Origin of the sequence: Shewanella sp. AC34-MNA-CIBAN-0136 (assembly GCF_040309945.1) — a bacterium.
GTDB lineage: Bacteria > Pseudomonadota > Gammaproteobacteria > Enterobacterales > Shewanellaceae > Shewanella.
This window is the reverse complement of record NZ_JBEOPJ010000021.1, coordinates 17,227-41,014: the sequence shown is the minus strand read 5'-3', so window position 1 is coordinate 41,014 and position 23,788 is coordinate 17,227. Positions and strand designations below refer to the sequence as shown.

Below are 23,788 nucleotides of genomic sequence, written 5' to 3'. Positions count from 1 at the left end.
GCCAAAATCTAACCCATTAAATCCACACTTTAGTATTGTTTGCCGCCCCTTTGTCGCTAGTTTGAACAGGGAGCTGGGCGAGCATGTAATCGAGTAAGCGCTGACCCGTTAGGCTTAAAAATCGTCTTGACGGATATACTAGAAATACCACGCCAGTATAAGGCGCTAAATCATTAAATAAACGCACTAACGCCCCTTGCTCTACGTCGTCCTGACATAATTTTTTGGGTAAATAACCAATCCCTCGGCCTAATTTTGTGGCTTCATAAGCCAGTTGAATGCTATTGGTGCATAAATTGCCTTTTACGGCCTGCATAGCGTCATTGGCGAGTGGCACTTCACTGAAGGTTTTACCATTTGGGAAGCGAAATAAAATTGAGTTGTGTTGTTCAATATCACTCAAGGTGACAGGCATGCCAGCTTTGGCTAAGTATTCTGGGCTGGCAAAGAAACACATATCTTCACTGATAACCGGTTTGGCCACCATGTCGAGCTCACTAAACGTTTCATTCACCATAAATGCGATATCAATATTGTTACGCACCATGTCTAAGGGCTCGGTACTGGTAATGATCTCAAGCGAAAACTTAGGATTTTCATCCATAAAGGCAAATATTTTACTCACGATATCCATTATCTGCGGGATAGGAAATATCAAAATCCGTAAGTGGCCAGTCAACTCTGCTTTGTTGTCGGTAATATCTGCAAGAGTTCTATCTAAGTCAGCTAACATTACCAAGGTTTTTTCGTAGAAATGACTGCCTGCAGAGGTCAGTGTTATTGCGCGACTTTGGCGATGAAACAACTTTAAATTTAATGACTCTTCTAACGATTGTAAGCGTCTGCTGACCGTCGATTTAGGTAAATTCAACAAATTAGCGGCTTCAAGTATGCTGCCGGTTTCGACAATTCGATGAAATAATGTAATGTCTTCGGTTTTCATGTGGATTGCTCTGATTATGGCAAATAAGTCAAACTCAAATAATGGGATTGATGTTCCCAAATAAACCCATTTATTGCAACTATAATTCAGGGTATTGTTCGGCCCAATTGTGAATTAACTGTTATCCCTGAAAAGGGAAATATTGTTGTCACCACGTCTTTTTAACGCTTAGTTCCCAAGGATCATAGTCGATGAAATATCACTCAACGTTGCCGTTGGCATTGCTTATTTCTCTTATTTTAGTCGGTTGTACGCCTGTTGAAAGCGCCGTACAAGATGTACTGGTGCGCCCAGTAAAATTGTTTGATGTGACACAGTCATCAGGCAATACCATTCGTCAGTTTCCTGCAAGAGTCGAAGCAAATAGCCGTGCAGAATTATCATTTAGGATTTCAGGCCAACTTGTTAGACTGGATCTTGTTGAAGGGCAACATGTTAAACAAGGTTTTTTACTGGCTCAATTAGACGATCGCGATGCGCATAATAATTTAATGACTCGTGAGGCCGAGTATGATTTGTTGCTCGCAGACTTTAGCCGTAATCAAACCTTATTAGAACGTAAATTAATTTCGCAAGCGCTATTTGACAGCAGTAAAGCCCAACTTAAATCGGCCAAAGCAGCGTTAGCTGCTGCCAATGATCAAGTCAGTTATACCCGTTTAGAAGCGCCATTTAGCGGCACCATTGCAAAACGTTTGGTAGATAACCACCAAATTGTTCAAGCAAACCAAGGTGTGATGACCTTGCAAAATAATCAGTTACTTGATGTCAGCATTCAGGTACCTGAAGCAATGGCGGCAGTATTAACTCAAGATATTGCCAATGGTTTAGCTGCAAAAGTTCGTTTTAGCGCATTAGATGACATGGTGTTTGATGCAAAATTTAAAGAATACTCAACTCAAGTGACGCCAGGCACACAAGCTTACGAAGTAGTGTTTTCATTACCACAACCTGACAATGTACAACTATTGCCAGGCATGAGTGCCGAATTAACTTTAGCGACGCTAAATGACTCCCAAAAAGGCTTTAGTACCATAGTGCCTATTTCAGCCGTAGACAAACAAGACCAAAATGGTGATGTAACCGTATGGCGTTATCAGCCAGAGAGTGGAGATGTTAGTCCGGTAAAAGTGACTCTTGGGCGGGTGAGTACTGACGGTGTCGAAGTGTTAACTGGACTACAAAAAGGCGATGCTATTGTTGCCGCAGGATTATCGCAATTATCTGAAGGCATGAAAGTGAAGCCTCTACGCTGGCAACGAGGAGTGTAATTGATGAATGTTGCTGAGTATTCCATTCATCACAAAGTCATTAGCTGGATGTTTGCGTTTTTACTGCTTATTGGCGGCAGTGTGGCGTTTACTGGTTTAGGACAATTAGAATTCCCCGAATTTACCATTAAGCAAGCCTTGGTGATCACCGCTTATCCTGGCGCGTCGCCTGAACAAGTAGAAGAAGAGGTGACATTACCGCTTGAAGACGCTTTACAGCAGCTTGATGGTATTAAACATATCACCTCTATCAATAGTGCTGGATTATCACAAATTCAGGTTGAGATTAAAGACAGTTATGACAAACATCGATTACCACAAGTGTGGGATGAGGTGCGTCGAAAAGTTAATGACACTACAGGGCGTTTACCACCCGGTACCGCAAAGCCACAAGTGATTGATGATTTTGGTGATGTATACGGTATTTTACTTAACTTGTCAGGTAACGATTTTAGTAACCGAGAACTGAGCAACTATTCAGATTATTTACGCCGCGAACTGGTGCTTGTTCCCGGGGTAAAAAAAGTCTCTGTGGTGGGTGATGTGACAGAGCAAGTGGTGATTGAGATTTCACAACAAAAATTGTCAGCGCTAGGCTTAGATCAAAATTACATCTATGGATTAGTCAACAATCAGAACGTGGTGTCTAATGCTGGCAGTATTGTCATTGGTGATAATCGTATCCGTTTACATCCTACCGGTGAGTTTAGTTCGGTAGAGGAATTGTCTCGTTTAGTGGTGAGCTCACCTGGCAGCACTGAGCTTATTTATCTTGGGGATATTGCCAACATTGAAAAAGACTATGACGACACTCCCAATGTGCTTTATCACAATAGTGGTGAGGCGGCGTTATCGTTAGGTATTGCGTTTTCTGGCGGCGTAAACGTAGTCGATGTGGGTCAACGTGTTAGTGAACGCTTAGTTGAGCTTGAATCACAACGACCGTTAGGGATGAGCCTTGATACCGTTTATAACCAAAGCTCTGCTGTCGATAATACCGTAAAAGGTTTTTTGATTAACCTTTTAGAGTCGATTGCGATTGTTATCGCGGTATTATTATTGTTTATGGGCCTTCGTTCTGGATTATTGATGGGCCTAATTCTGCTACTCACTATTCTAGGTACTTTCATTGTGATGAAAGTATTAGACATTGAATTACAGCTTATTTCTCTGGGCGCGCTGATCATTGCCTTAGGCATGTTGGTCGACAACGCCATTGTGGTGACCGAAGGTATTTTGATTGGCTTACAACGCGGTAAAACCCGTCTTGAAGCGGCCAAGCAAGTGGTATCGCAAACGCAGTGGCCATTGTTAGGTGCCACTGTGATTGCCATTATTGCTTTTGCACCCATTGGTTTGTCACAAAATGCTGCCGGTGAATTTTGTCGTTCATTGTTCCAAGTGTTAATGATTTCATTGTTTATCAGTTGGATAACGGCAATCACCTTAACACCGTTTTTCTGTAATTTGCTATTCAAAGAGACCTCGCCACAAGCTGAGCAGGTAGACCCTTATAAAGGCTGGTTATTTACCACTTATCGCAGTTTTCTGTACTTTGTATTGCGCTTTCGCCTCGTTACATTGTCAGTGGTGTTGGCGATGTTAGTCACTGCCGTAATAGGCTTTGGTCATATTAAAAACGTGTTTTTCCCCGCATCTAATACGCCAATATTTTTTGTTGATGTATGGATGCCAGAAGGGACAGACATTAAAGCAACTGAACGTTTTACCGGCGAAATAGAGAAAAAGCTACTGCAAGAAAGTGAGCTTAATGACACAGGTTTAGTGCACCTGACATCTGTCATCGGCCAGGGTGCCCAGCGTTTTGTATTACCTTATCAGCCTGAAAAAGGCTATCCAGCTTTTGCTCAGCTTATCGTCGAAATGCGTGATTTAGCAGCCGTTAAGGCTTATATGCCGCAAGTTGAACAGCTGTTAAATAGCCATTTTCCCCAAGCACAATATCGCTTAAAAAATATGGAAAATGGTCCGTCTCCAGCGGCTAAAATCGAAGCCCGTTTTTATGGCGAAGATCCTCAAGTGCTGCGCAATTTGGCCGCACAAGCTGAAATCGTTTTTAGAAATGAGCCGACAATGGATGGTGTTCGCCATAATTGGCGCAATCAAGTGCCACTCATTCGCCCGCAACTGCAAAATGCTCAAGCTCGTGAAACTGGCATCAGTAAGCAAGATTTAGATAATGCCTTGCTGGTTAATTTTAGCGGTAAACAAATTGGCTTGTATCGTGAAACTAGCCATCTGTTACCGATTGTTGCTCGTGCACCTGCAGCCGAACGTCTTCAAGCTGATAGCTTGTGGAAAATGCAAATATGGAGCACAGAGAACAATATATTTGTACCCGCAACACAAGTTGTTAGTGAGTTCAGCACTGAATGGGAAAATCCTCTCGTGATGCGCCGTGACCGAATTCGTATGTTGGCAGTATTGGGCGATCCCAAATTGGGATCTAATGAAACCGCAGACTCGGTACATAAAAAAGTCAGAAGTAAAGTGGAGGACATTCAGCTGCCGGCAGGTTATCGCTTAGAGTGGGGCGGGGAGTTTGAATCAGCAGGAGAAGCTCAAACAGCCGTCTTTAGCTCGATTCCGATGGGTTATTTAGCCATGTTTTTAATCACGGTATTTTTGTTCAATTCAGTTAGGCAACCTTTAGTCATTTGGTTCACTGTACCATTAGCGGTCATCGGTGTTTCTGCGGGATTACTGTTGTTCGATGCCCCATTCAGCTTTATGGCGCTACTTGGGTTGTTGAGTCTCTCCGGGATGGTGATTAAAAATGGCATTGTATTAGTGGACCAGATCAATCTCGAACTTGAAGAAGGTAAAGAACCTGGATTCGCACTGGTTGATTCGTGTGTGAGCCGTGTTCGCCCGGTGATGATGGCGGCCATTACTACTATGTTAGGCATGATCCCATTAATTAGTGATGCTTTCTTTGGTTCTATGGCCATCACCATCATTTTTGGTTTGGGCTTTGCTTCTCTACTCACCTTAGTGGTGTTGCCGGTAATGTATAGTCTTGTGTTTAATCTTAACGTGACTCGCTAAGCGCTACGTTTTATATTTAATCGTAATATCGAATTGTTTATTAAATGATTAAGGCTGCTGACGGATAATGTTAGCAGCTTTTTTTATGGGCTGAATAAATCTATTGGCTTGGGTTAGGCAGGCTGATAAAAGTATTAAGCAATCGTAACTCGATGTATGGACTCCACCACTCTACGGTCGTAGATTGGTGGAGTCTAAAACAAAAGGAGTCCATACATCGAGTTCAGGTTAAACAGCCTGATTTCTAAGCGTTTATGGCATCTGTTATCCTGAGTTAAGCTTAGTGATGGTATTTTTTGCTCACAAGCCCCATTCAGCGTATAATCTACGCACTTTTCTAATTGTATGCGCCATTGGCGGGTACAATCCTAAAAAGACAATAAAGCAAGAGTAATTAACCTTTTGTTTTTTATAAAATTTCTTTAAAGAGTCCCCGCTAATGAGTGAAAAATTGCAGAAAGTCTTGGCCCGTGCAGGCCATGGCTCCCGTCGTGAGATGGAGGCATGGATTGCTGCAGGCCGAGTTAGTGTTGACGGTGAAATTTCTGGTTTAGGTGATCGTGTAGAGGTTGACGCCAAAATACGTATTGATGGCCGTGCTATTTCATTAAAATCAGCTGACGACATTATTTGTCGTGTACTGGCATACCATAAACCTGAAGGTGAGATTTGCTCGCGCAAAGATCCTGAAGGCCGTACTACCGTGTTTGAACGTTTACCTAAAGTGCGCGATGCTCGCTGGGTTGCGGTAGGGCGTTTAGATATTAATACTTCAGGGTTGCTGTTATTTACCTGTGATGGTGAATTAGCTAACCGTTTAATGCATCCTTCAAATGAAGTAGAGCGTGAATATGCTGTGCGTACATTTGGTGAAGTGCCAGAAGCAGCTGTACAGCGTTTACGTACCGGCGTGACTTTAGAAGATGGTCCAGCACAGTTTGATACCATTAAAGCTGCTGGTGGCGAAGGCATAAACCAGTGGTGGCATGTTACCCTTCGCGAAGGACGTAATCGTGAAGTACGTCGTTTGTGGGAATCACAAGACGTGCAGGTCAGCCGTTTAATCCGCGTACGTTATGGCAAAGTTGAGTTACCAAAAACATTACCGCGTGGTGGTTGGATTGAGTTGCCAATGGACCAAGTTAACTATTTACGCCAACTTGCTGGTTTAGAAGCTGAAACGCGATCTGTTTTAGGTTCGGATAAACACAGTGTTGCTCGTTCTAAAGTTAAAAGTGCTAAAATTCGCCGTGCAGTTCATAAGCATAAAGTGGTTGGTAATCACGGTAAACCAACTCGTCAGCGTAGCTAATATTGATATTTAGGTTACTTTATAGAAGGTCGCGGATGCGGCCTTTTTTGTTAGTTTTTTTCGATGAAAATTAATTATTGCTCACCTACTTGTCAAAAGTTTTTTCTCAGATATGATTCTCAAAATTTACGACTTATTGTGCTGTTTTTCGACGATTTATGCGCCGCAGCATTTACATTGGTTATTAGGACTGTATGAAAAAATTATTGTTAGGTTTGTTAGTATCGTTATTGGTAGCATGCGCGTCAGCTCCTAGCTGGCAAGGAATGTCTGAACGTGAGATCAGCCAATGGAAAGCAATAGGCTTTGATTCAACCCAAGCGCAAAATTGGCGCGTAAGAGGTTTTGGCCCTACAGAATCTGATGGTTGGATAAAAGCCAACTTCAATTTAGATACTGCGACCATTTGGGCTAAAGAATCGTTTAATGTTGAAGAAGCACAAGTGTGGAGCGAAGCAGGTTTTGAAATTGAGGAAGCTGTCACCAATCGCAGTAAAGGGTTAACCCCTGTTAGAGCTAATTAATCATTTTTGTGCTAAGCATCTTGTTTTGTTGGATTTTACATCGGATTGACGTTTTTTGAAGCGTTCAGTTCGATGTGATGAATATTTTAGTTGCTTGGCCAAAAAAAAACAGTAAAGTGTCACCAAGTTAAGCGGGACGCGAAAGTAACCCTGTTTATCTTATGCAAATATGAATTAAGTGATTTGATGTTTGTTATCAAGACACGCTCAGTTTGCCCGAGTGGTGGAATCGGTAGACACAAGGGATTTAAAATCCCTCGCTGAATAAGCGTGCCAGTTCAAGTCTGGCCTCGGGTACCATTATAATCTCTAGCAATAGAGAGTGGTGTAAAAAAGCCTCAACTTATGTTGGGGCTTTTTTACGTCTGGAATTTGATCTTTAAGGGTAACAAACGCAAAAGAAGGTGAGGGCGATAAGAGTGAACGAGCCTAGATGCTAGGGCGGACTTCGTCCTGCTAGTTCGCTACGCGGCTATAAGAGCGGGTTATTGGGAAAGTCGTTGGCTAGTTTCAGTTAGGTAGAGTTAAACTGGATAACTGCAGGTATAGCCTCTAGCCGCGAAGCGTTCTAGTACGTCGGCTTATAAGGTTTCTACCACTTTGGTTTAAGCGTTAATCAATGCTTTTAATGCGGGTGATACTTTAAAGCTGGGTTGATTAAATCCGTCAATTTCTATGGTTTCACCCGTTTGTGGATTACGACCTAGTTTTGGTAAGTAAAAACGTAATTCAAATGTACCAAATTGGGGAATGTAAATTTTTTCACCTTCTGCTAAACCTTGATGAATAACCGCTAGGATTTGTTCAAGTTGTTGCTTAGCTTGAACTTGAGGAATGTCCATTTTGTTGGCCATGGTTTGAGTGAGTTGTTTTTTATTCATGTGATTCTCTATTGCTTCAGTACTTCTTATTCACCTTATAACAATTCAGCATGGCCCTTCCTAGTTGTGTATTCATAAATTAATGTTAACTGGTTACTTTTCATCTAGATGATTAATTTTCACTGACTTAGGTAAGGCTTAGGTAGCGAATAGGTAACGCTTTGGTATTCACTTTTGTTGATTAATTGTTTCTTGCACCCAAGCACATTTATTATTAATCATAATGGCTATATTCATTTCACTTACGTGAAAAAACATGACAATATCATTGTGTGGGGCCAATGGGGAATAGCATGTTCAGCAAACTGAAACTGTCTGTAAACGTTAGCATAATGGGTATATTGCTTTTGTGTGTGTCGCCATTTGTGTTGGCTAACACTGAAGAGCAATACGGCAATTTGACTCAACATCTGCAATTACAGTATTTGGCTGAGCCCACAGCACAGCGGGCACAATATTTAGCGATATTACAGACAGGGTCCGCTGCTGAACAATTAGAATATATCGACAACATTCAACAGAGTGTGGCCGCTTTTTGGCATAATAAACAAGTACCCCTGCCATTTGATTCAATAGCTAACACCACTTCGTTACGTGATAAAAACATTGCACTGGAGCCTGCTGCAGATGATTACCTTGGGGTAATAAATGATCTGCGTAAGTTAATGTGGTTATCGCAAACGCAAGATTGGCCAACCATCACGCTTGAAGGGCTGTTGCGCCCTGGAGATAGTCACCCAAGCATTAAGCAAATTAATCAACGTTTGTGGTTGTTAGGTGATGCGTACGCATACCTTGCGGATGAAGATAAATATCAACCGGCTTTGGAGCAAAGTGTTAAACGCTTTCAGTCTCGGCATGGGTTAAAGGCCGACGCGGTTATTGGTCCTAAAACCTTATTCTGGTTAAATCAAACTCCACAACAACGAGCCTCTTTATTAGCAAAAAGCTTTGTCGAAAAAACGACCTATTTAAGCCGGCTCCCTCAGTCTTATCTGTTGATTAATATTCCGGCTTTTCAAATGGTATTAGTCGATCAAAATGAAGTGGTGTTGACGTCGAAAGTGATTGTGGGTAAGCCATATCGACAGACTCCGGTGATGACGGGGCAAATTTCGAATATAGTTATCAATCCCACCTGGACAGTACCTCGACAACTTTTACGTAAGGATATTTTACCGCAAGTTAGATTAAATGGTGCTTACTTTACCGATAGACATTTTGATGTGTTTGATTATGAAGGTCATCGTGTCGATAAAACACCTCAACAGTGGCAACAGGCTGCAAAAGGGAAATTCCCGTACAGAGTGGTTCAGCGCCCCGGTAACGGTAATGCATTAGGCCGTTATAAATTCCACTTTAACAATGATCAGAGCGTGTATTTACATGATACGCCAACACCTGAAATGTTTGCACATGTGGAGCGGGATGTATCATCAGGTTGTGTGCGAATTGAAAAAGTACAACAGTTAGCCGACTGGTTTGCCAACCATTTAGTTATTGATAAGCGTACTTGGGCTCATTTGCAGTCTAATCACACTCAAACTCAATGGTTTGCCTTATCATCAACCTTGCCTGTTCACATGGTATATTGGCGCGCTTGGGTCGATGAACAGCATGTTGCGCAGTACCGAGATGACATTTATCAATTAACCCCAGTAGAGTCGATGAAGTTATTAAGCCATAAAGTCACCAGTAACGATATTGTGCAATAATCATAATTGATGAAACAAAGTTAATGAGGTTTTACTTCATCCCTAAGCACTTGAGCTATATCACACTCTTATGTAAGTTAGCGTGTTTAATGCACATCTCAACATAGGTATACTTGCATTTATCAGCATTAATGGTTAATTTATTCGCCAGTTGGATAAAAAAGCAACAACGCAATAAAAAGCGCTGTGAAGATGAAATCGTGCTTTTAAAGCCGATAAGTATCGTAATTTAGATAATTTAAGTGGTGTATAAATGACAATAGAGTGCCTAACTCGTCGGCAGTTATTATTAGGCTTAAGCGGTGCCGCAGTGGTAACTCTGTTACCGAATACCGCGCAAGCAAGTCGTTCTACTCTTGGTGTTAAAGATTTACGTTTTTATAATTTGCATACTGGTGAAAGAAGCCAGGGAAGTTTTTGGGTTGATGGTCAATATCAATCAGAAACGTTGACTGAATTTAATCAAGTATTACGGGATCATCGCCAAAATTTAGCCGCACCGATTGATAAAAGATTATTTGAATATTTGTATAAATTACAGGTTACATTAGATAATCAAGATGAAATCCATGTTATTTCAGCTTATCGTTCACCCAAAACAAATCAAATGCTCGCATCGCGTAGCAATGGGGTTGCCAAGAAAAGTTATCACATGAAAGGCATGGCGATGGATATTGCCTTACCCGGAGTGAAAACTAAACACTTACGCGATGCTGCTGAGTCGCTTAAGTTAGGTGGTGTAGGATTTTATCCTCGAGATGGGTTTGTGCATATTGATTGTGGGCCAGTGAGGCGTTGGGGTTAATTAATACCAATATCATTAAATATCTGGTCAGTTCAGAGTCTGTCAGGTTTTTCATTTCAAGGCGTATTGATGTAGAAATGGTTGTTCCCTTTTAAATCGATGCAACACAGAAGTGGCATACCTGAGAGACTCTATTCTGGCGGGTTTCAAAGTACTTTATGCTTTGTTAGATGCTTTCAAAATACGACTGCATGGTCTATTTCCATAAAAATAAGACATTCCCACTATTCATGGCGATCAGATGCTAGCGGTTAGATGCTAGAGGTAGAGTAACGCATGAGCTTGTTACCGATCATCACTATTCGTTTCAATCATCTGCCTTGCCTACAGTACTTTGAACTCCCGCTGAAAGAGCACATATTTAATAGGATTGGTATATCTTCTTGTGGGTTGATAATGGCTGTGGTAATATCCGCGCGCTTTATTTGAGTCATCGTTGGTCGAAAATGATGACGCCTTCATACTTTATTAATTATTAAGTGAGTGACTAATGTCTTACACAATCAACGCAGTAACCCGCACAGAAATCGGGAAAGGTTCGAGCCGCCGCCTACGTCATGCCGGTAAAGTTCCTGCAGTAATTTATGGTCCAGGTAAAGAGCCTGTATCAATCAAGTTTGAACACAAAGACATCATTAACATCCAGTTAAATGATGACTTTTACACAACTGACTTAACCGTTTCTATTGAAGGTAAAGAAGTTAAAGTTCGTGTAAAAGCTATCCAACGTCACGCATTCAAGCAATTGGTTGAACACATTGACTTTATGTTTGCTTAATCGCAAATGTGAAAAAAAAGCGCCTTAGGGCGCTTTTTTTATGACTGAATGTTTATCGCTAAATTTATTCTTATAATGCCAAATGCCAAATGCCAAATGCCAAATGCCAAATGCCAAATGCCAAATGCCAAATGCTAATCGATTTCGAAGCTATAGTAGATATCCAGTGATTGACTTAAGGTGCTAGACACACTCTCTAAATATAATTGTGAAAACAAATAATATCGTACGGTCATTTCATAACCGGGGTTAAATACTCCCACGCCATACTTAATCATTAAGTCTTCACCTATATACCCACTCACAGCCACTTTACCGTCATCATTAGTATCAAGTTGTACATTCGAAAATCCAAACTTTTCAATCAGTCCTGTCGCAGTACTGCCAATGCTATTCATTGCTCCACCATCAAATTGTGAACCTAAACTGAGCGCGGCGCCCATCATTAGTGAGTTACTTTGTTGGTTGGTTGTACTGGTAAAACCTTTACCCGTCAAAATATAAGAAAGCACCTCGGCTTGCTCTTTTGCTGGATTAGAGAATAAGGTGACCACTGGGCGCATTGGGGTACCAGTGACTCGAACACCGGCGGTGATATCGCTCTCTTTTATGTCTCTAGTTGCTTCTATATTTAGGTTTGGCAATTCTGTTGGACCAATAAATTGGACTTCACCAGTATTAATACTTAAGGTTTGCCCCATAAACTTATAAGTCCCTTTGTTGACTTTAATATCACCAAATAACATGGGCGGCTTAAAAGCTTGCTGTTTTAGTACCAGATCGCCTTCTAGTCTTCCCTTAAGACCCATACCATCAATAGTAAGGCGTTTACCGACACTGATATTCAAATCGGCTGTAACGGCGTAAGGACTGGTTTTAACGGTTTGTTCAGACACTGAATCGTTAAATACCACATCGTTCGATACCGCAACGCCTCCTTCAGCTAACTGAGTAATTTTTATTTGTCCTGATGGCACGTCAACTTTGCCTTTTATCGCAAACAGTTGCTCATCAAAGGCCATATTAATATCTGGAGAGACATTTAATATTGCCATTGGTGGTTGAATTACCGCTAAATTTTCACCCTTAATATCAATGTCACCACTAAATTTCCCTTGAGGCCAAGCAAGGGTACCTGTCGTGCTCACTTGCCCGTCACCCATATGCCATTGGCCATTGAGTTGTCCTTGCTGACCTTCTAGAGACAGTGACAAGTACAGTTTATCGATTAATGTTGGGTTGGTGGATAAGGCAAATGCACCGTCACTGAGTTTAATATTACCCGAGACATTAGGGTCCATAAGGGTGCCGGATAAATTTAATCGACTGGATAACATGCCTTCTAAGGTTTCTAGCCTTGGAAAGAACTCTCCAAAAGGCGCGAGATTAAGTTCATTAACATTAATGGTACCTTGTAAGGTCCGATCGGGCGTGATGTTGACACTTAGTTGGCTTTGCCAACTGGCGATTCCGGATGAATCGAAACTCAATGAGCTAGTAATTTGTTTCTCATCAAGCGATGCTTGTAATAGTAACTGCTGGTAGTCGATGCTGATGGTGTTGTTTTTGGCGCGGCTTAGCTTAATATTGCCCGGTAAAAGCGTAAACTGAACATTGGCAGTGGGCTTTTTACCTTTAGCCCAATTAACTTGACTGGTTAGCGCTGCTTCACCGCTCCAAGTGATTTTTTTAGACAACACAGGTGCCAATGATTTACCGGGATTACCGGTAAAAGTAATATTAGCCTGGCCAGTGTGACCTAAATTAACATCATTGATTAAGCACAATTTATTGTGTGGATGCACTAAGCAAAAACGGCTTACACTGCCACTATGATTGAGCTGATCCCAGCTGAAGGTAATGTGTTTATCTTGTTGCCATTGCCCAAGAGCATTACTGATATTGAATTCTGTTAATGTGGCATTGATCTGTTGTTTATCAATATTACTACTACTGGCCATTTGAGTATTGATGACCACATCACCTTGAGTATTAAGTGTGCTTTGTTGTTGATGTTGATTGCCGTCACTGATGAATGCGATATCTGTCAGCTTATAGCTGTCCCATACAAGATTATTATTATGCAGTTCTATCCGATATTGATGCTGCGAATAAGGGCGATAATTAGCCAGTAAATCAAGGCTGTCAATTTTACTTCCTTGGTAACTGAATTGACTGATTTGCGCGTTAATATCCACAATTGGGTCGGCACTATTACCCGTAACATCAACTTTTGCAAAAATATTGCCGCGGCCGCCTTTTAGCCACTGACTGACATCGGGAACGCTAAGTTCGGCATCGATGTCCCATGTTTTGTCGGCTTGGCCATTGATGATTAATTGAGCGCCAAGGGCATTGGCCTGCAGGTTTGTCGCGTTAATCGCAAAATCTTGATTTAATGAAATATCGCCTTGCAAGTTCAACGGGTACCCATTTAATCGACCGGTTAAATCGGCGTCTTGAATGGCCACTTGCCACTGCTTATCGGCAATGCTGCCCGTGCTATTAAAATGGCCACTGAATTTACTTTTGATCGGATTTTGCTGATTAATATAGTCAATATATTGCAACTGAATGTCGTTGGTAAGCACGTTGGCCTGCCAGGTTATTTTATCTTTATATGATAGCTGTCCAGTTAGATCTAGGTTGCCCGCGATTGACTGTAAATTGAGTGTATTGATGGTCAACTTTTGATTGTTGTTAACAACATCTGCAATAACCGCCAAAGTAGGGTGGTAAGGTGTTGTCAGTTGCCCTTCAAACTGTGCCACTTGGTCTTTTATATTACCTTTACTGGTAAAGTGACTAATATTACTGGTGTATAGCGGATTTTTTAACGGCCACTGCAAAGCGGCATCGGTCAGTGTTACTTGGTATTCAAGCGCCGGCGTGGTGAGATTAATGTCGGCTGCAAGATTGAAATGGCTATCGCCTTTAGCGATGGCATTGATATTTAATTGGCTTAAGTCTTGGGTAAGATCAACACGGAGTTGTTGCTGTTGAAGCCCTGGCAACTCAGGCAGATTTTCGACATTAGCAAGTAGTTTTAATGTCAGTGGATAATGATCGTGTAAGCTAATATCACCGATAACACTCACATCACCGTCATCATGTTGAATGTCTAGTTGGGTTATTCCAAGTTGAAATTGACGAAAACTGGCAGCTAATGCGATATGGCTAAAATGGTCGTTGCGCTGGCCGATAATGAGCTGACTGTCGGTGGCATTAAACTGTCTCACATTGACAGGAAAAGGCATAAACACCTGTGGTAAGTTAGCCAATGGCCATGAAGTTTCTTTGGGCGCGGCGGTTTGGTTTGTTGCTTTATTATTTGGCTGAGAACGTGTTTGGCTTGTTGATGTTGCATCTGGGATGTTGACGATTAGCCCTTGGCTGGTGAGTGATTCAACCACAAGGCCAGCGTTATTCCAGATAGCTTGAGTCGTTAAATTGTCGGCATAAAAAGTCATACCATTAACATCTACATTAATATTGGCCAATTGGGCGTGGCTAAGATTAATACTAATCGGTAATTTAAGCTCGGTAAAGGGATCGATGATATCCCCCGTTTCTGTGGTTTTTTCGGTTACTGGAATATCATCACTGATAATGTTCACATCAATACTTGATGCCAGCAGATTTGTGACACAAAGCTGTTTGTTAATCAGACATGTTGGCACCCATTTTAAAGTTAAATCATCAGCTTCGACGCTAATCCCTGGCATTGACCATGACAAGTGATGCAATGTGATATCATCATTTAAGGTGCCTGAAGCATATTCAACATCGATATCACTGACAAATTGATTAACGAACATCACCCCCATTTTACTGCCAAATGGGGTGCCCATGATGATGGCAAACAGCATCAATAATACCAAAGGGACATAAATCAGTATTCGGGTATAAAGCTTAATGCTGCGCCAAATTCTTGCAGATAGGCTGGTTGATTTAGGTGCTTTTTTATTACTTGGCTTGAGTGATTCCTCTGACTGAGCGTTTTGCTCATTATGTTGCAAAGTACTTTGCTCGGTATGTTTATCTATCATAAATCAGTTCCCATGGTTAAATGGAAACGATATGAACGTGCAACTGTCTCGGTTTCTTTTAAGCCAAAACCTAGGTCCATTCGAATCGGGCCAATAGGTGATATCCAGTGTAATCCTCCACCAACCGATACTACCGGTTCAAACTGTTGTGTATCAAAAGCATTACCAGCATCGACAAAGGTGGCAACTCGCCATGTCGGGGTAAGATAATATTGATATTCAACACTGCCAATCGCCAAGTAGCGCCCACCGACAACCTGTCGAGATAAGCCGCCTTCACTGTTGGTGTAGTCAATATAGGGACCTAATTCTTGGTAACTGTAACCTCGTATGCTTTGGTCTCCACCGGCAAAATATCGTAACGATGGCGGTATATTAGCCATATCGTTTTTATCAGCAATATTGGCTCCTAAATCGACTCGAGCAACAAAACGATGTTTATCGAATATAGTCTCTACCCATTTAAATCGGGCTTGTAAACGTGCTAGGCGGATGGTGGAGCCTAAGGACGGGTCGGCGTATTCAACACTGTAAGTTTGACGATACCCAGATTTGGGATCGAGCGTGTTGTCACCACGAACTGTTTTGGTGAGGTTGAAACCGAACAAATAAAAACGTGGATCGTAATCTGTATCGAGTTGATTATAAAACTCTCTAACGGATTCAATTGAATATCCATGTAACCAATTACTTTTAGATCGCCTTTGACGCGTTAAGCCAACGAGATACTTTTTAGACTCTAATTGCCCGGTATTATTAAATTGGCGTTTATCAGCGTCGTAATCTTGGGTGACACCATAGGTGTCGCGTAATAATCCGAGTTTTATTTTCAGTTGATCATCTAAGGGGTGAGTTAACGGAATAGTATAAGTGGTTAAAATCTTAGGTCGCTCAGGTGACCATTCAGCACTGGTTTCTTGATAATGGCCATAGCGATTGATTTGCGGCGTGCGCCAGGTGACTCGCACACGAGGATCAACACTGTTTTCTGTACTATTACCTATATCAGCACCTAAACCCACTTCAATCAGATGGCTAGGTCGAGGGCTTAGCTCAACTTTAATCGGAACTACCCCAGTATCTATTTTGTTTAGCTGTGGCAATACTTTGATATTACTAAAATAACCTGTATCTAATAAATTACGATTAAACTCAGTTAATAGCTGTGTGGCGTAAGGCGCATCAGCATCAAAAGGAATCAATGATTCAACAACGTCATCATTGAGAGTACTGCCTTCAAAGTGAACATCACCAAATAAATAGCGTTTACCAGAATTAAACTGTAGGTTAATTTGGGCGGTATTTAAGTCACGATTAATGTTGATTTCTGATTTGGTGTATTGACCATCAAAATATCCTCTTGCCAGCGCTAACGTGATTAACTGTGATTTTATCGAATCATATACACCGTGGTTTAAGGTATCACCAGGTTTTATTTTCAAGCTATTAAGCCACAGCGAAAAAGTATTATCTTGGAGCATGTCACCTTGAAAATTAATATCCACCCATTGAATAATGACCGGTTCGCCTGGGGTTATATTGAGGCTTAACTCCCAAGGGCCTTTATCATTCTCTTTGACATCAATATCTAAAATTGCATGGTAGTAGCCCATGGATTCAAGCGCATCATGGGTGTTATCGTCAACGGTAAATAAAAATGCTCGCCGCTGAACATCGTTATCTGGCAGTGTGCCTAAATGAGCAAAAATGTTCTTTTCAATTTTTTTCGGCACACCGGTAACGTTAATCGTTAACCAATTTTCGTCGGCCAGCACCAAGCCTGACATCAGTAAGGTCAACGAAAGCAATAGAAATTGGCTAATTTTAAGGCGTTTTGTCGACAAGTTAAGCTAACTTTTCCAAAATTGATGATGATGACCATTGTCGCTACAAAGTATAAAAGTCGCAAGGATATGATTGAAATTACAAACAGAAATGGTTACAAAGATAAACCACCTTCAAGGATTTTTCTAACATGAATAAATTATATTTAACGATTACGCTATGTTTAAGCTTAACGTCCAATAGCAGTTTTGCTAAAGACGATACACCTTTTGCTATAGCAATCCATGGTGGCGCCGGCACTATTTCAGCAGCCAGTCTAAGCCCTGAGCAAGAGAAAGCCATTCGCGACAAACTTAAACAGGCAGTTGATGCCGGATATAAAGTGTTAGATAAAGGCGGCGACAGCCTCGATGCGGTTCAATCTGCGATAAATGTGTTAGAAAATAGCCCATTATTTAATGCAGGGGTTGGCGCTGTTTATACTTTTGATGGTGGCCATGAACTTGATGCCTCCATCATGGACGGTAACACTATGAATGCAGGTGCCGTCGCTGGGGTTAAACATATTAAAAACCCGATTGATTTAGCAAGAAAGGTGATGGAAAAATCACCCCATGTGATGCTTTATGGACAAGGGGCGGAAGAATTTGCGCTAACACAACAATTTAGTTTAGTGCCTAACAGTCATTTTGATACCCCACATCGTTATGCACAGTTGCTTGATGCTAAGGCGAGTATCATTGAAGCCGAGCAAAATAATGGCGGAGATTATCAGGCGTCAGTAGAACAGTTAAAAGCCAATTATAAATACGGCACCGTGGGTGCTGTTGCACTTGATAAGCAAGGTAACCTTGCTGCAGGGACATCAACTGGCGGCATGACAGCAAAACGTTTTGGCCGTATTGGTGATTCTCCGGTCATTGGCGCCGGAACGTATGCTGAAAATGGTGTCTGTGCGGTATCTGCAACAGGGCACGGTGAGTATTTTATCCGTTATCAAGTGGCGGGTGACATATGTACTAGAGTTAAATACCAACAAGTATCGATTATTCAAGCGGCTGATGAAGTCATTAATCAACGTTTAATATCAGCTGGTGGAACTGGAGGCGTGATAGCAATTGATCAGCGTGGCAATATCGCAACGCCATTTAATACCGAAGGTATGTATCGTGCAACTCGAAGCCAAGGCCAAGCTGCCACAGTCATGATCTGGCGTGACAAGTAAGTCCTAGCTGTGATGATAAAGACCGATTAAAACAATCGGTTTTATTTTCTATCCACTGAGCCATTATTGACTAAACTTAAATTAAGTCAGTACTTGAATGTTGATTCATTTTGAATTGATTGACGAGATTTATTAAGCACGTAGTCAATTAGCGTGCATTTAGGGGGCAATATGGATTCAATAAAAATTAAAGATCACATGGATAGACGTCCGATACTGTTAACCGCAGATATGTCACTGGCAATAGCGGTTGAGAAACTACTCGAAAGTAATAAGAGCGGCGCGCCAGTTGTGGATAGTGTTGGAAAGTTAGTGGGGTTCTTATCCCAACAAGATTGCTTGTCAGTGATGTTAAAAAGTAGCTACCACTGTGATATGACCAGCACAGTGGCAGATTGTATGAAAAGCCCTGTATTATCAGTTACTCCCGATGAAAGTATATTGGAATTAGCTGAACAAATGTTAGGCTCTAAACCAAAAATTTATCCTGTATTGAGTGCCGGAAAAGTCATTGGAACCATTAATCGGACCAATGTGCTTAAGGCGATGAATATTTATATGCAACAGTGTTACTTATCTCCAGCTTAACAATCGTTAAAATCAATACCATTCTGCTGTTTTCCTTGCTAGGATCGCTTTTTTTGATGTAAGCAAGGGAATCAGATTTGAATTCGGACCTTCACCCGCTATCTAAGGCGTATCTCAATCTTTGTTATCAAACCGATGCTGCTAAAATTCGTCGTCGTTTGTATCGTGTCAATAAAGAAGCCGAGTCTGAAAAAAAATCCCAAACGTTAGCGCAGTTAACGGAAGCTGCGCAGCAAGCCTATCAAAAAGCGCAGCAGCGCTTACAGTCTAGACCTATTATTAGTTATCCAGATGAACTTCCTGTGTCGCAAAAACGTGACGATATTGCTTCTGCTATTGCCAATAATCAAGTGGTGATTGTGGCGGGGGAGACAGGATCTGGTAAAACAACCCAGTTACCTAAAATCTGTCTTGAACTGGGTTTAGGAACTCGAGGCTTAATTGGCCATACCCAACCTCGTCGTCTTGCTGCACGAAGTGTCGCGAACCGTATTGCTGATGAACTTAACAGCCCATTAGGTGAAGTTGTTGGCTTTAAAGTTCGTTTTGCTGATGCCATGAGTGACAACAGTTATATTAAACTGATGACCGATGGCATTTTGCTCGCCGAACTCACCTCGGACCGATTTTTAAACCAGTACGATGCGATTATTATTGATGAAGCGCATGAACGCAGCTTAAACATTGATTTTATATTGGGATATCTGAAGCAGGTACTAAAAAAACGTCCTGACTTAAAAGTCATTATTACTTCGGCTACCATAGATGTAGATCGTTTTTCAAAACACTTTAATAATGCACCTGTTATTGAAGTGTCTGGGCGTACTTTTGAAGTTGAAACGCGTTATCGTCCTTTAGTGCGCGACACTGATGAAGATTTAGATGTCAGTGATGGCATTTTTGCTGCCGTAGAAGAGTTAATGGCCGCGGGTCCTGGCGACATATTGATATTTATGAATGGTGAGCGTGAAATTCGCGATACCGCTGATTTACTCAATAAACAGCAATATCGTGATACTGAAGTTTTACCACTATATGCGCGCCTTTCTTACGGTGAACAATCTAAAGTCTTTAAAAGCCATATTGGCCGTCGTATTGTATTAGCTACCAACGTTGCCGAAACGTCATTAACCGTGCCTGGGATCCGTTATGTTATCGACCCTGGTACCGCACGCATAAGCCGTTATAGTTACCGTACGAAAGTACAACGTTTACCGATAGAACCCATATCGCAAGCCAGTGCCAATCAACGTCAAGGACGTTGTGGTCGCGTAGGCCCAGGTATTTGTATTCGACTTTACGATGAAATGGATTTTATTCAGCGCCCTGAATTTACTGATCCTGAAATATTACGAACCAATCTTGCTTCAGTGATTTTGCACATGTTGGCGATTGGATTAGGTGACATTGGCGGATTTCCATTTATTCAACCACCGGATCAAAAACACATTCGAGACGGTTTTTTATTGCTTGAAGAATTACAAGCGGTTAAAAAGTCTGGTAATGACCTAGTGTTAACGCCATTAGGCAAAGATTTAGCTAAAATCCCACTCGATCCGCGTTTAGCCCGAATGGTCATTGAAGCGAACAAATTGGGTTGTTTGCACGAAGCATTAGTGATTACTGCAGGTTTGTCGATTCAAGATCCACGTGAACGTCCCGCAGAAAAGAAACAAGCAGCAGACGAGTGTCATCGCCGTTATGCGGATAAAGATTCAGACTTTGCCAGCTGGGTGAAGTTATGGGATCACGTAAAAGATCAAAAGCATGAGCTATCAGCCAGTCAGTTTAGAAAACAATGTCGTGACGAATATCTCGCCTATTTACGCGTACGTGAATGGCAAGATTTATACACTCAAGTGAAACAAGCTGTTCATGAATTGAAATGGCGTATCAATGACAGTGCAGCCAGTTATGAACAGTTACATCGAGCATTATTATCAGGTTTGTTAAGTCATGTTGGTTTTAAAGGCGAGAACAACGAGTATCTAGGGGCGCGTAACCGTAAATTCTTTGTGTTTCCGGGATCGCCTTTAGCGAAAAAAGGTCCTAAGTGGATAATGGCTGCTGAGCTGACTGAAACCTCACGCTTATTTGCGCGTTGTTGCGCCAAAATAGACCCTGAATGGTTAGAATCACTCGCCTCACATTTAGTGAAAAAGAATTATCTAGAACCGCATTTTGAAGCCAAAGCGGCAAGCGTTATAGCACTTGAGAACCAAGTTCTTTATGGCTTGACCATAGTCAATCGTCGTCGAGTGCAATACGGACCGATTGACCCAATAGAAGCTCGAGAAATTTTTGTTCGCAGTGCTTTAGCCGAAGGGCAGTTACAGACGAAAGAAACGTTTTTTGTTAATAATCAAAAATTGCTTAATGACATAGAGTCGCTAGAACATAAATCTCGCCGCCGAGATATTTTGGTCGATGAGCAAGTGTTGGTGGATTTTTACGAACTACTAATACCAGCTGGCATTTATAATGGACCACTATTTTTTGCCTGGTGGAAAAAAGCGCGTCAACAAACGCCTGACTTACTCGATTACAGCCAAGCATTATTAATGCAGCGTAGTGCCGACCATATATCTGCGCTCGATTTTCCAGAAATATGGCATAAAGGTAATCTCGGCTTAACTGTCAGTTATCATTTTGAACCGGGTAGTATTGATGACGGCGTGTCAGTGCATATTCCTGTTGCACTGATTAATCAAATTGATGACAGTGACTTTGATTGGCTAGTGCCTGGGTTACGACAAGAAAAGTTGATTGCACTGATTAAATCCTTGCCTAAAAATTTGCGTCGTAATTTTGTTCCCGCCCCAGATTATGCTCGGGCATGTTATCAAGCGATGAAGCCGTTTGAGTTATCGATGCTTGATACCATGTGTAAACAGTTACTGCGCATGAGCGGTGTACGCATTTCTGCTGACGACTTTGATGTAACTCAACTGACAGAACATCTTAAGATGAACTTTAAGATTGAGGATGACCATGGTCGTTTAGTTGCCCAAGGTCGTGATTTAGAGCTGTTAAAAGGCCAACTGCAAGGTGTTGTGGCTAAAGCAATACGTAAAGTAGCTGACAAAGGCATTGAGCAAGAGGCAATAACCACATGGTCATTTGGTGATTTACCCGCTCAATATCAGCAGCGCAAAGGTAATTACGAAGTTAAAGCATATCCGGCATTGATTGATAATAAAACCGATGTGGCGATTAAGTTATTTGATGATGAACATGAAGCAAAGCGTCATCATCGAGTAGGCTTACGCCGATTACTGTTGATAAACATTCCTTCGCCAGTGAAACATTTGCAACAAGCTTTGCCTAATAAAGCAAAGCTAGCAATGTACTTTAATCCATTTGGACAAGTGCAGATATTAATCGAAGATATTATTAATGCAGCGGTACAGCAGTTGTTAGATCAAAAGCAACTAGACATTCGCAATGAGCAGCAGTTCGAGCAAGCAAAAGAGTGGGTTCGCCAAGAGCTTAACCCAACAGCAGAGAGCATTGCGCTCAATGTAGAGCAAATTTTGACAATTTATCAACGTATTAAAAAACGTCTAAAGGGCAAAATTAGCTTAGATATTGCATTTGCAATGAGTGATATTCAAACTCAGCTTGATAGCCTTGTGTATAAAGGATTTGTCGAAGACTGTGGCTGGCAACGATTAACGGATGTTGTTCGTTATTTAAAAGCCATTGAAAATAGACTCGATAAGCTACCTGTTGACCCAGCACGTGATCGATTACACATGCACAGTATTGCAAAAGTACAAGAGGAGTTAACGGCTCAATTAGCCAAAGTGCCACGTTCACAACCGGTCCCAGAGGCACTCATTGAAGCTCGCTGGATGATAGAAGAGTACCGGGTATCTTGTTTTGCTCAGGTATTAGGTACCGCTTATCCTATTTCAGAAAAGCGAGTATTGAATTCCATCAGTCAAGTGTAACCTTGATGCGTTGCTCCATCGCATGACGATGCGAATAAAACCGATATCACTTAGGTGATGTCGGTTTTTTATTATCCCAAATTGATTCAATTTCTAGTTATGCCTGTAAGACCTGTCATTTCCTGGCAACTAATCCGCTTTAACGATTAATTCTAAACCAAAAGCTTAGCCATATTCGTTAAATGCTTTGATAGTGCAGGCTGAGTGCAGGGCGTTATTTTTGAGTGAGGCACTCCAGTATTTCATTATGTTGTGGCCTCATCTTTAAAGGGCATTATTCTTTCAATAAATAATCAGAACTATAGAGTTTGAGTTGCTGTTATAGGGGCATAGTAATAGGTATTTAGCCTTAACAGCAGCAATGGAACCGTCGACTTGTATCGCAATGCGCTAGTACGTTGTCACGTCGAGTATGTTGTAATTTCTGAAACACTTTCTGTTTTTTAGTGTAAAACCTCAATTTAAAGGCACATTTAGACTATCCACAAAACAGAACTGAAAGTTTTTCGTAATTGTGGTTTGAAAGTGATCTGACTATTGATATACTCAGCGCCAAGAAGAAAGTGATTGGTACTCTTCTCTCTGTAAGGCAAATGTCATCCCCCCAGCATTAACACGATGTCGTCAGTATTAAGGATTCAATATCGTGTTGTTGTTTATAAAAAGACAGGCCTACACCTACAAAACGACCTAAAAGATTGGAGTTATTATGGAAGTTCATGAATACGAAAACGCTTACTATCAAGTGAAAGATGACGTGTTAGAGTCTTTACCTTCTAACGAAGAATAAGACGATTGAACGAGCTTATTAATGCTTTGGCAACTCAGTTGATGCATTAAATACTCCGACAAAAAATAAAAATAGCAGCCTAGGCTGCTATTTTTATTGG

General features: G+C 41.4%; 14 protein-coding genes and 1 tRNA gene. 11 read left to right on the top strand and 4 right to left on the bottom strand.

The window, feature by feature from the left end; genetic code table 11:
- Positions 1-16 precede the first annotated feature (16 nt).
- Positions 17-943: a LysR family transcriptional regulator gene (locus AAEY94_RS17845; RefSeq protein WP_350979432.1), complete on the bottom strand. Its 927-nt coding sequence runs from the start codon at positions 941-943 to the stop codon at positions 17-19.
- Positions 944-1,134: 191 nt separating this feature from the next.
- Here AAEY94_RS17845 and AAEY94_RS17840 point away from each other — a divergent pair, with 191 nt between their 5' ends.
- The 5 genes from AAEY94_RS17840 (at position 1,135) to AAEY94_RS17820 (ending at position 7,419) form a co-directional block, all read left to right on the top strand.
- The gene (locus tag AAEY94_RS17840) at positions 1,135-2,214 is read left to right on the top strand and encodes an efflux RND transporter periplasmic adaptor subunit (protein ID WP_350979430.1); all 1,080 of its coding nucleotides are present in this window, start codon (positions 1,135-1,137) and stop codon (positions 2,212-2,214) included.
- Between the two features lie 3 nt (positions 2,215-2,217).
- Positions 2,218-5,283, top strand: a complete 3,066-nt coding sequence (locus AAEY94_RS17835) for an efflux RND transporter permease subunit (protein ID WP_350979485.1) — start codon at positions 2,218-2,220, stop codon at positions 5,281-5,283.
- Positions 5,284-5,722: 439 nt separating this feature from the next.
- Complete coding sequence (gene rluB, locus AAEY94_RS17830) at positions 5,723-6,595, top strand: 23S rRNA pseudouridine(2605) synthase RluB (protein WP_101086762.1); 873 nt, start codon at positions 5,723-5,725, stop codon at positions 6,593-6,595.
- Between the two features lie 194 nt (positions 6,596-6,789).
- Positions 6,790-7,119, top strand: coding sequence for a hypothetical protein (locus AAEY94_RS17825; protein WP_101086763.1), 330 nt, complete (start codon positions 6,790-6,792; stop codon positions 7,117-7,119).
- A 214-nt stretch (positions 7,120-7,333) separates the two neighbouring features.
- Positions 7,334-7,419, top strand: a tRNA-Leu gene (locus tag AAEY94_RS17820).
- 305 nt (positions 7,420-7,724) lie between these two features.
- On the opposite strand, the gene AAEY94_RS17815 is transcribed toward AAEY94_RS17820, so the two are convergent.
- Complete coding sequence (locus AAEY94_RS17815; protein ID WP_101086764.1) at positions 7,725-8,000, bottom strand: HU family DNA-binding protein; 276 nt, start codon at positions 7,998-8,000, stop codon at positions 7,725-7,727.
- A gap of 293 nt (positions 8,001-8,293) precedes the next feature.
- Here AAEY94_RS17815 and AAEY94_RS17810 point away from each other — a divergent pair, with 293 nt between their 5' ends.
- The 3 genes from AAEY94_RS17810 to rplY all read left to right on the top strand — a co-directional run bounded on the left by AAEY94_RS17810 (position 8,294) and on the right by rplY (position 11,298).
- Complete coding sequence (locus tag AAEY94_RS17810) at positions 8,294-9,715, top strand: L,D-transpeptidase family protein (RefSeq protein WP_350979426.1); 1,422 nt, start codon at positions 8,294-8,296, stop codon at positions 9,713-9,715.
- A 253-nt stretch (positions 9,716-9,968) separates the two neighbouring features.
- Complete coding sequence (mepK, locus tag AAEY94_RS17805) at positions 9,969-10,520, top strand: peptidoglycan L,D-endopeptidase MepK (protein WP_101086766.1); 552 nt, start codon at positions 9,969-9,971, stop codon at positions 10,518-10,520.
- A 490-nt stretch (positions 10,521-11,010) separates the two neighbouring features.
- Complete coding sequence (gene rplY / locus AAEY94_RS17800; protein ID WP_011636915.1) at positions 11,011-11,298, top strand: 50S ribosomal protein L25; 288 nt, start codon at positions 11,011-11,013, stop codon at positions 11,296-11,298.
- A 134-nt stretch (positions 11,299-11,432) separates the two neighbouring features.
- On the opposite strand, the gene tamB is transcribed toward rplY, so the two are convergent.
- Together tamB and AAEY94_RS17790 are read right to left on the bottom strand one after the other, a co-directional pair.
- Entirely contained in the window at positions 11,433-15,347 is a 3,915-nt protein-coding gene (gene tamB / locus AAEY94_RS17795; protein ID WP_350979423.1) for an autotransporter assembly complex protein TamB, read from the bottom strand.
- Entirely contained in the window at positions 15,344-17,134 is a 1,791-nt protein-coding gene (locus tag AAEY94_RS17790; protein WP_350979483.1) for an autotransporter assembly complex protein TamA, read from the bottom strand. The genes tamB and AAEY94_RS17790 overlap by 4 nt, the downstream gene beginning before the upstream one ends.
- A 188-nt stretch (positions 17,135-17,322) precedes the next feature.
- On the opposite strand from AAEY94_RS17790, the gene AAEY94_RS17785 reads away from it, so the two are divergent.
- The 3 genes from AAEY94_RS17785 to hrpA all read left to right on the top strand — a co-directional run bounded on the left by AAEY94_RS17785 (position 17,323) and on the right by hrpA (position 22,898).
- Entirely contained in the window at positions 17,323-18,357 is a 1,035-nt protein-coding gene (locus AAEY94_RS17785) for an isoaspartyl peptidase/L-asparaginase family protein (protein WP_350979421.1), read from the top strand.
- 171 nt (positions 18,358-18,528) lie between these two features.
- Positions 18,529-18,945: a CBS domain-containing protein gene (locus AAEY94_RS17780; RefSeq protein WP_182744032.1), complete on the top strand. Its 417-nt coding sequence runs from the start codon at positions 18,529-18,531 to the stop codon at positions 18,943-18,945.
- A gap of 77 nt (positions 18,946-19,022) precedes the next feature.
- Entirely contained in the window at positions 19,023-22,898 is a 3,876-nt protein-coding gene (hrpA, locus tag AAEY94_RS17775) for an ATP-dependent RNA helicase HrpA (RefSeq protein WP_350979419.1), read from the top strand.
- Positions 22,899-23,788: the final 890 nt, after the last annotated feature.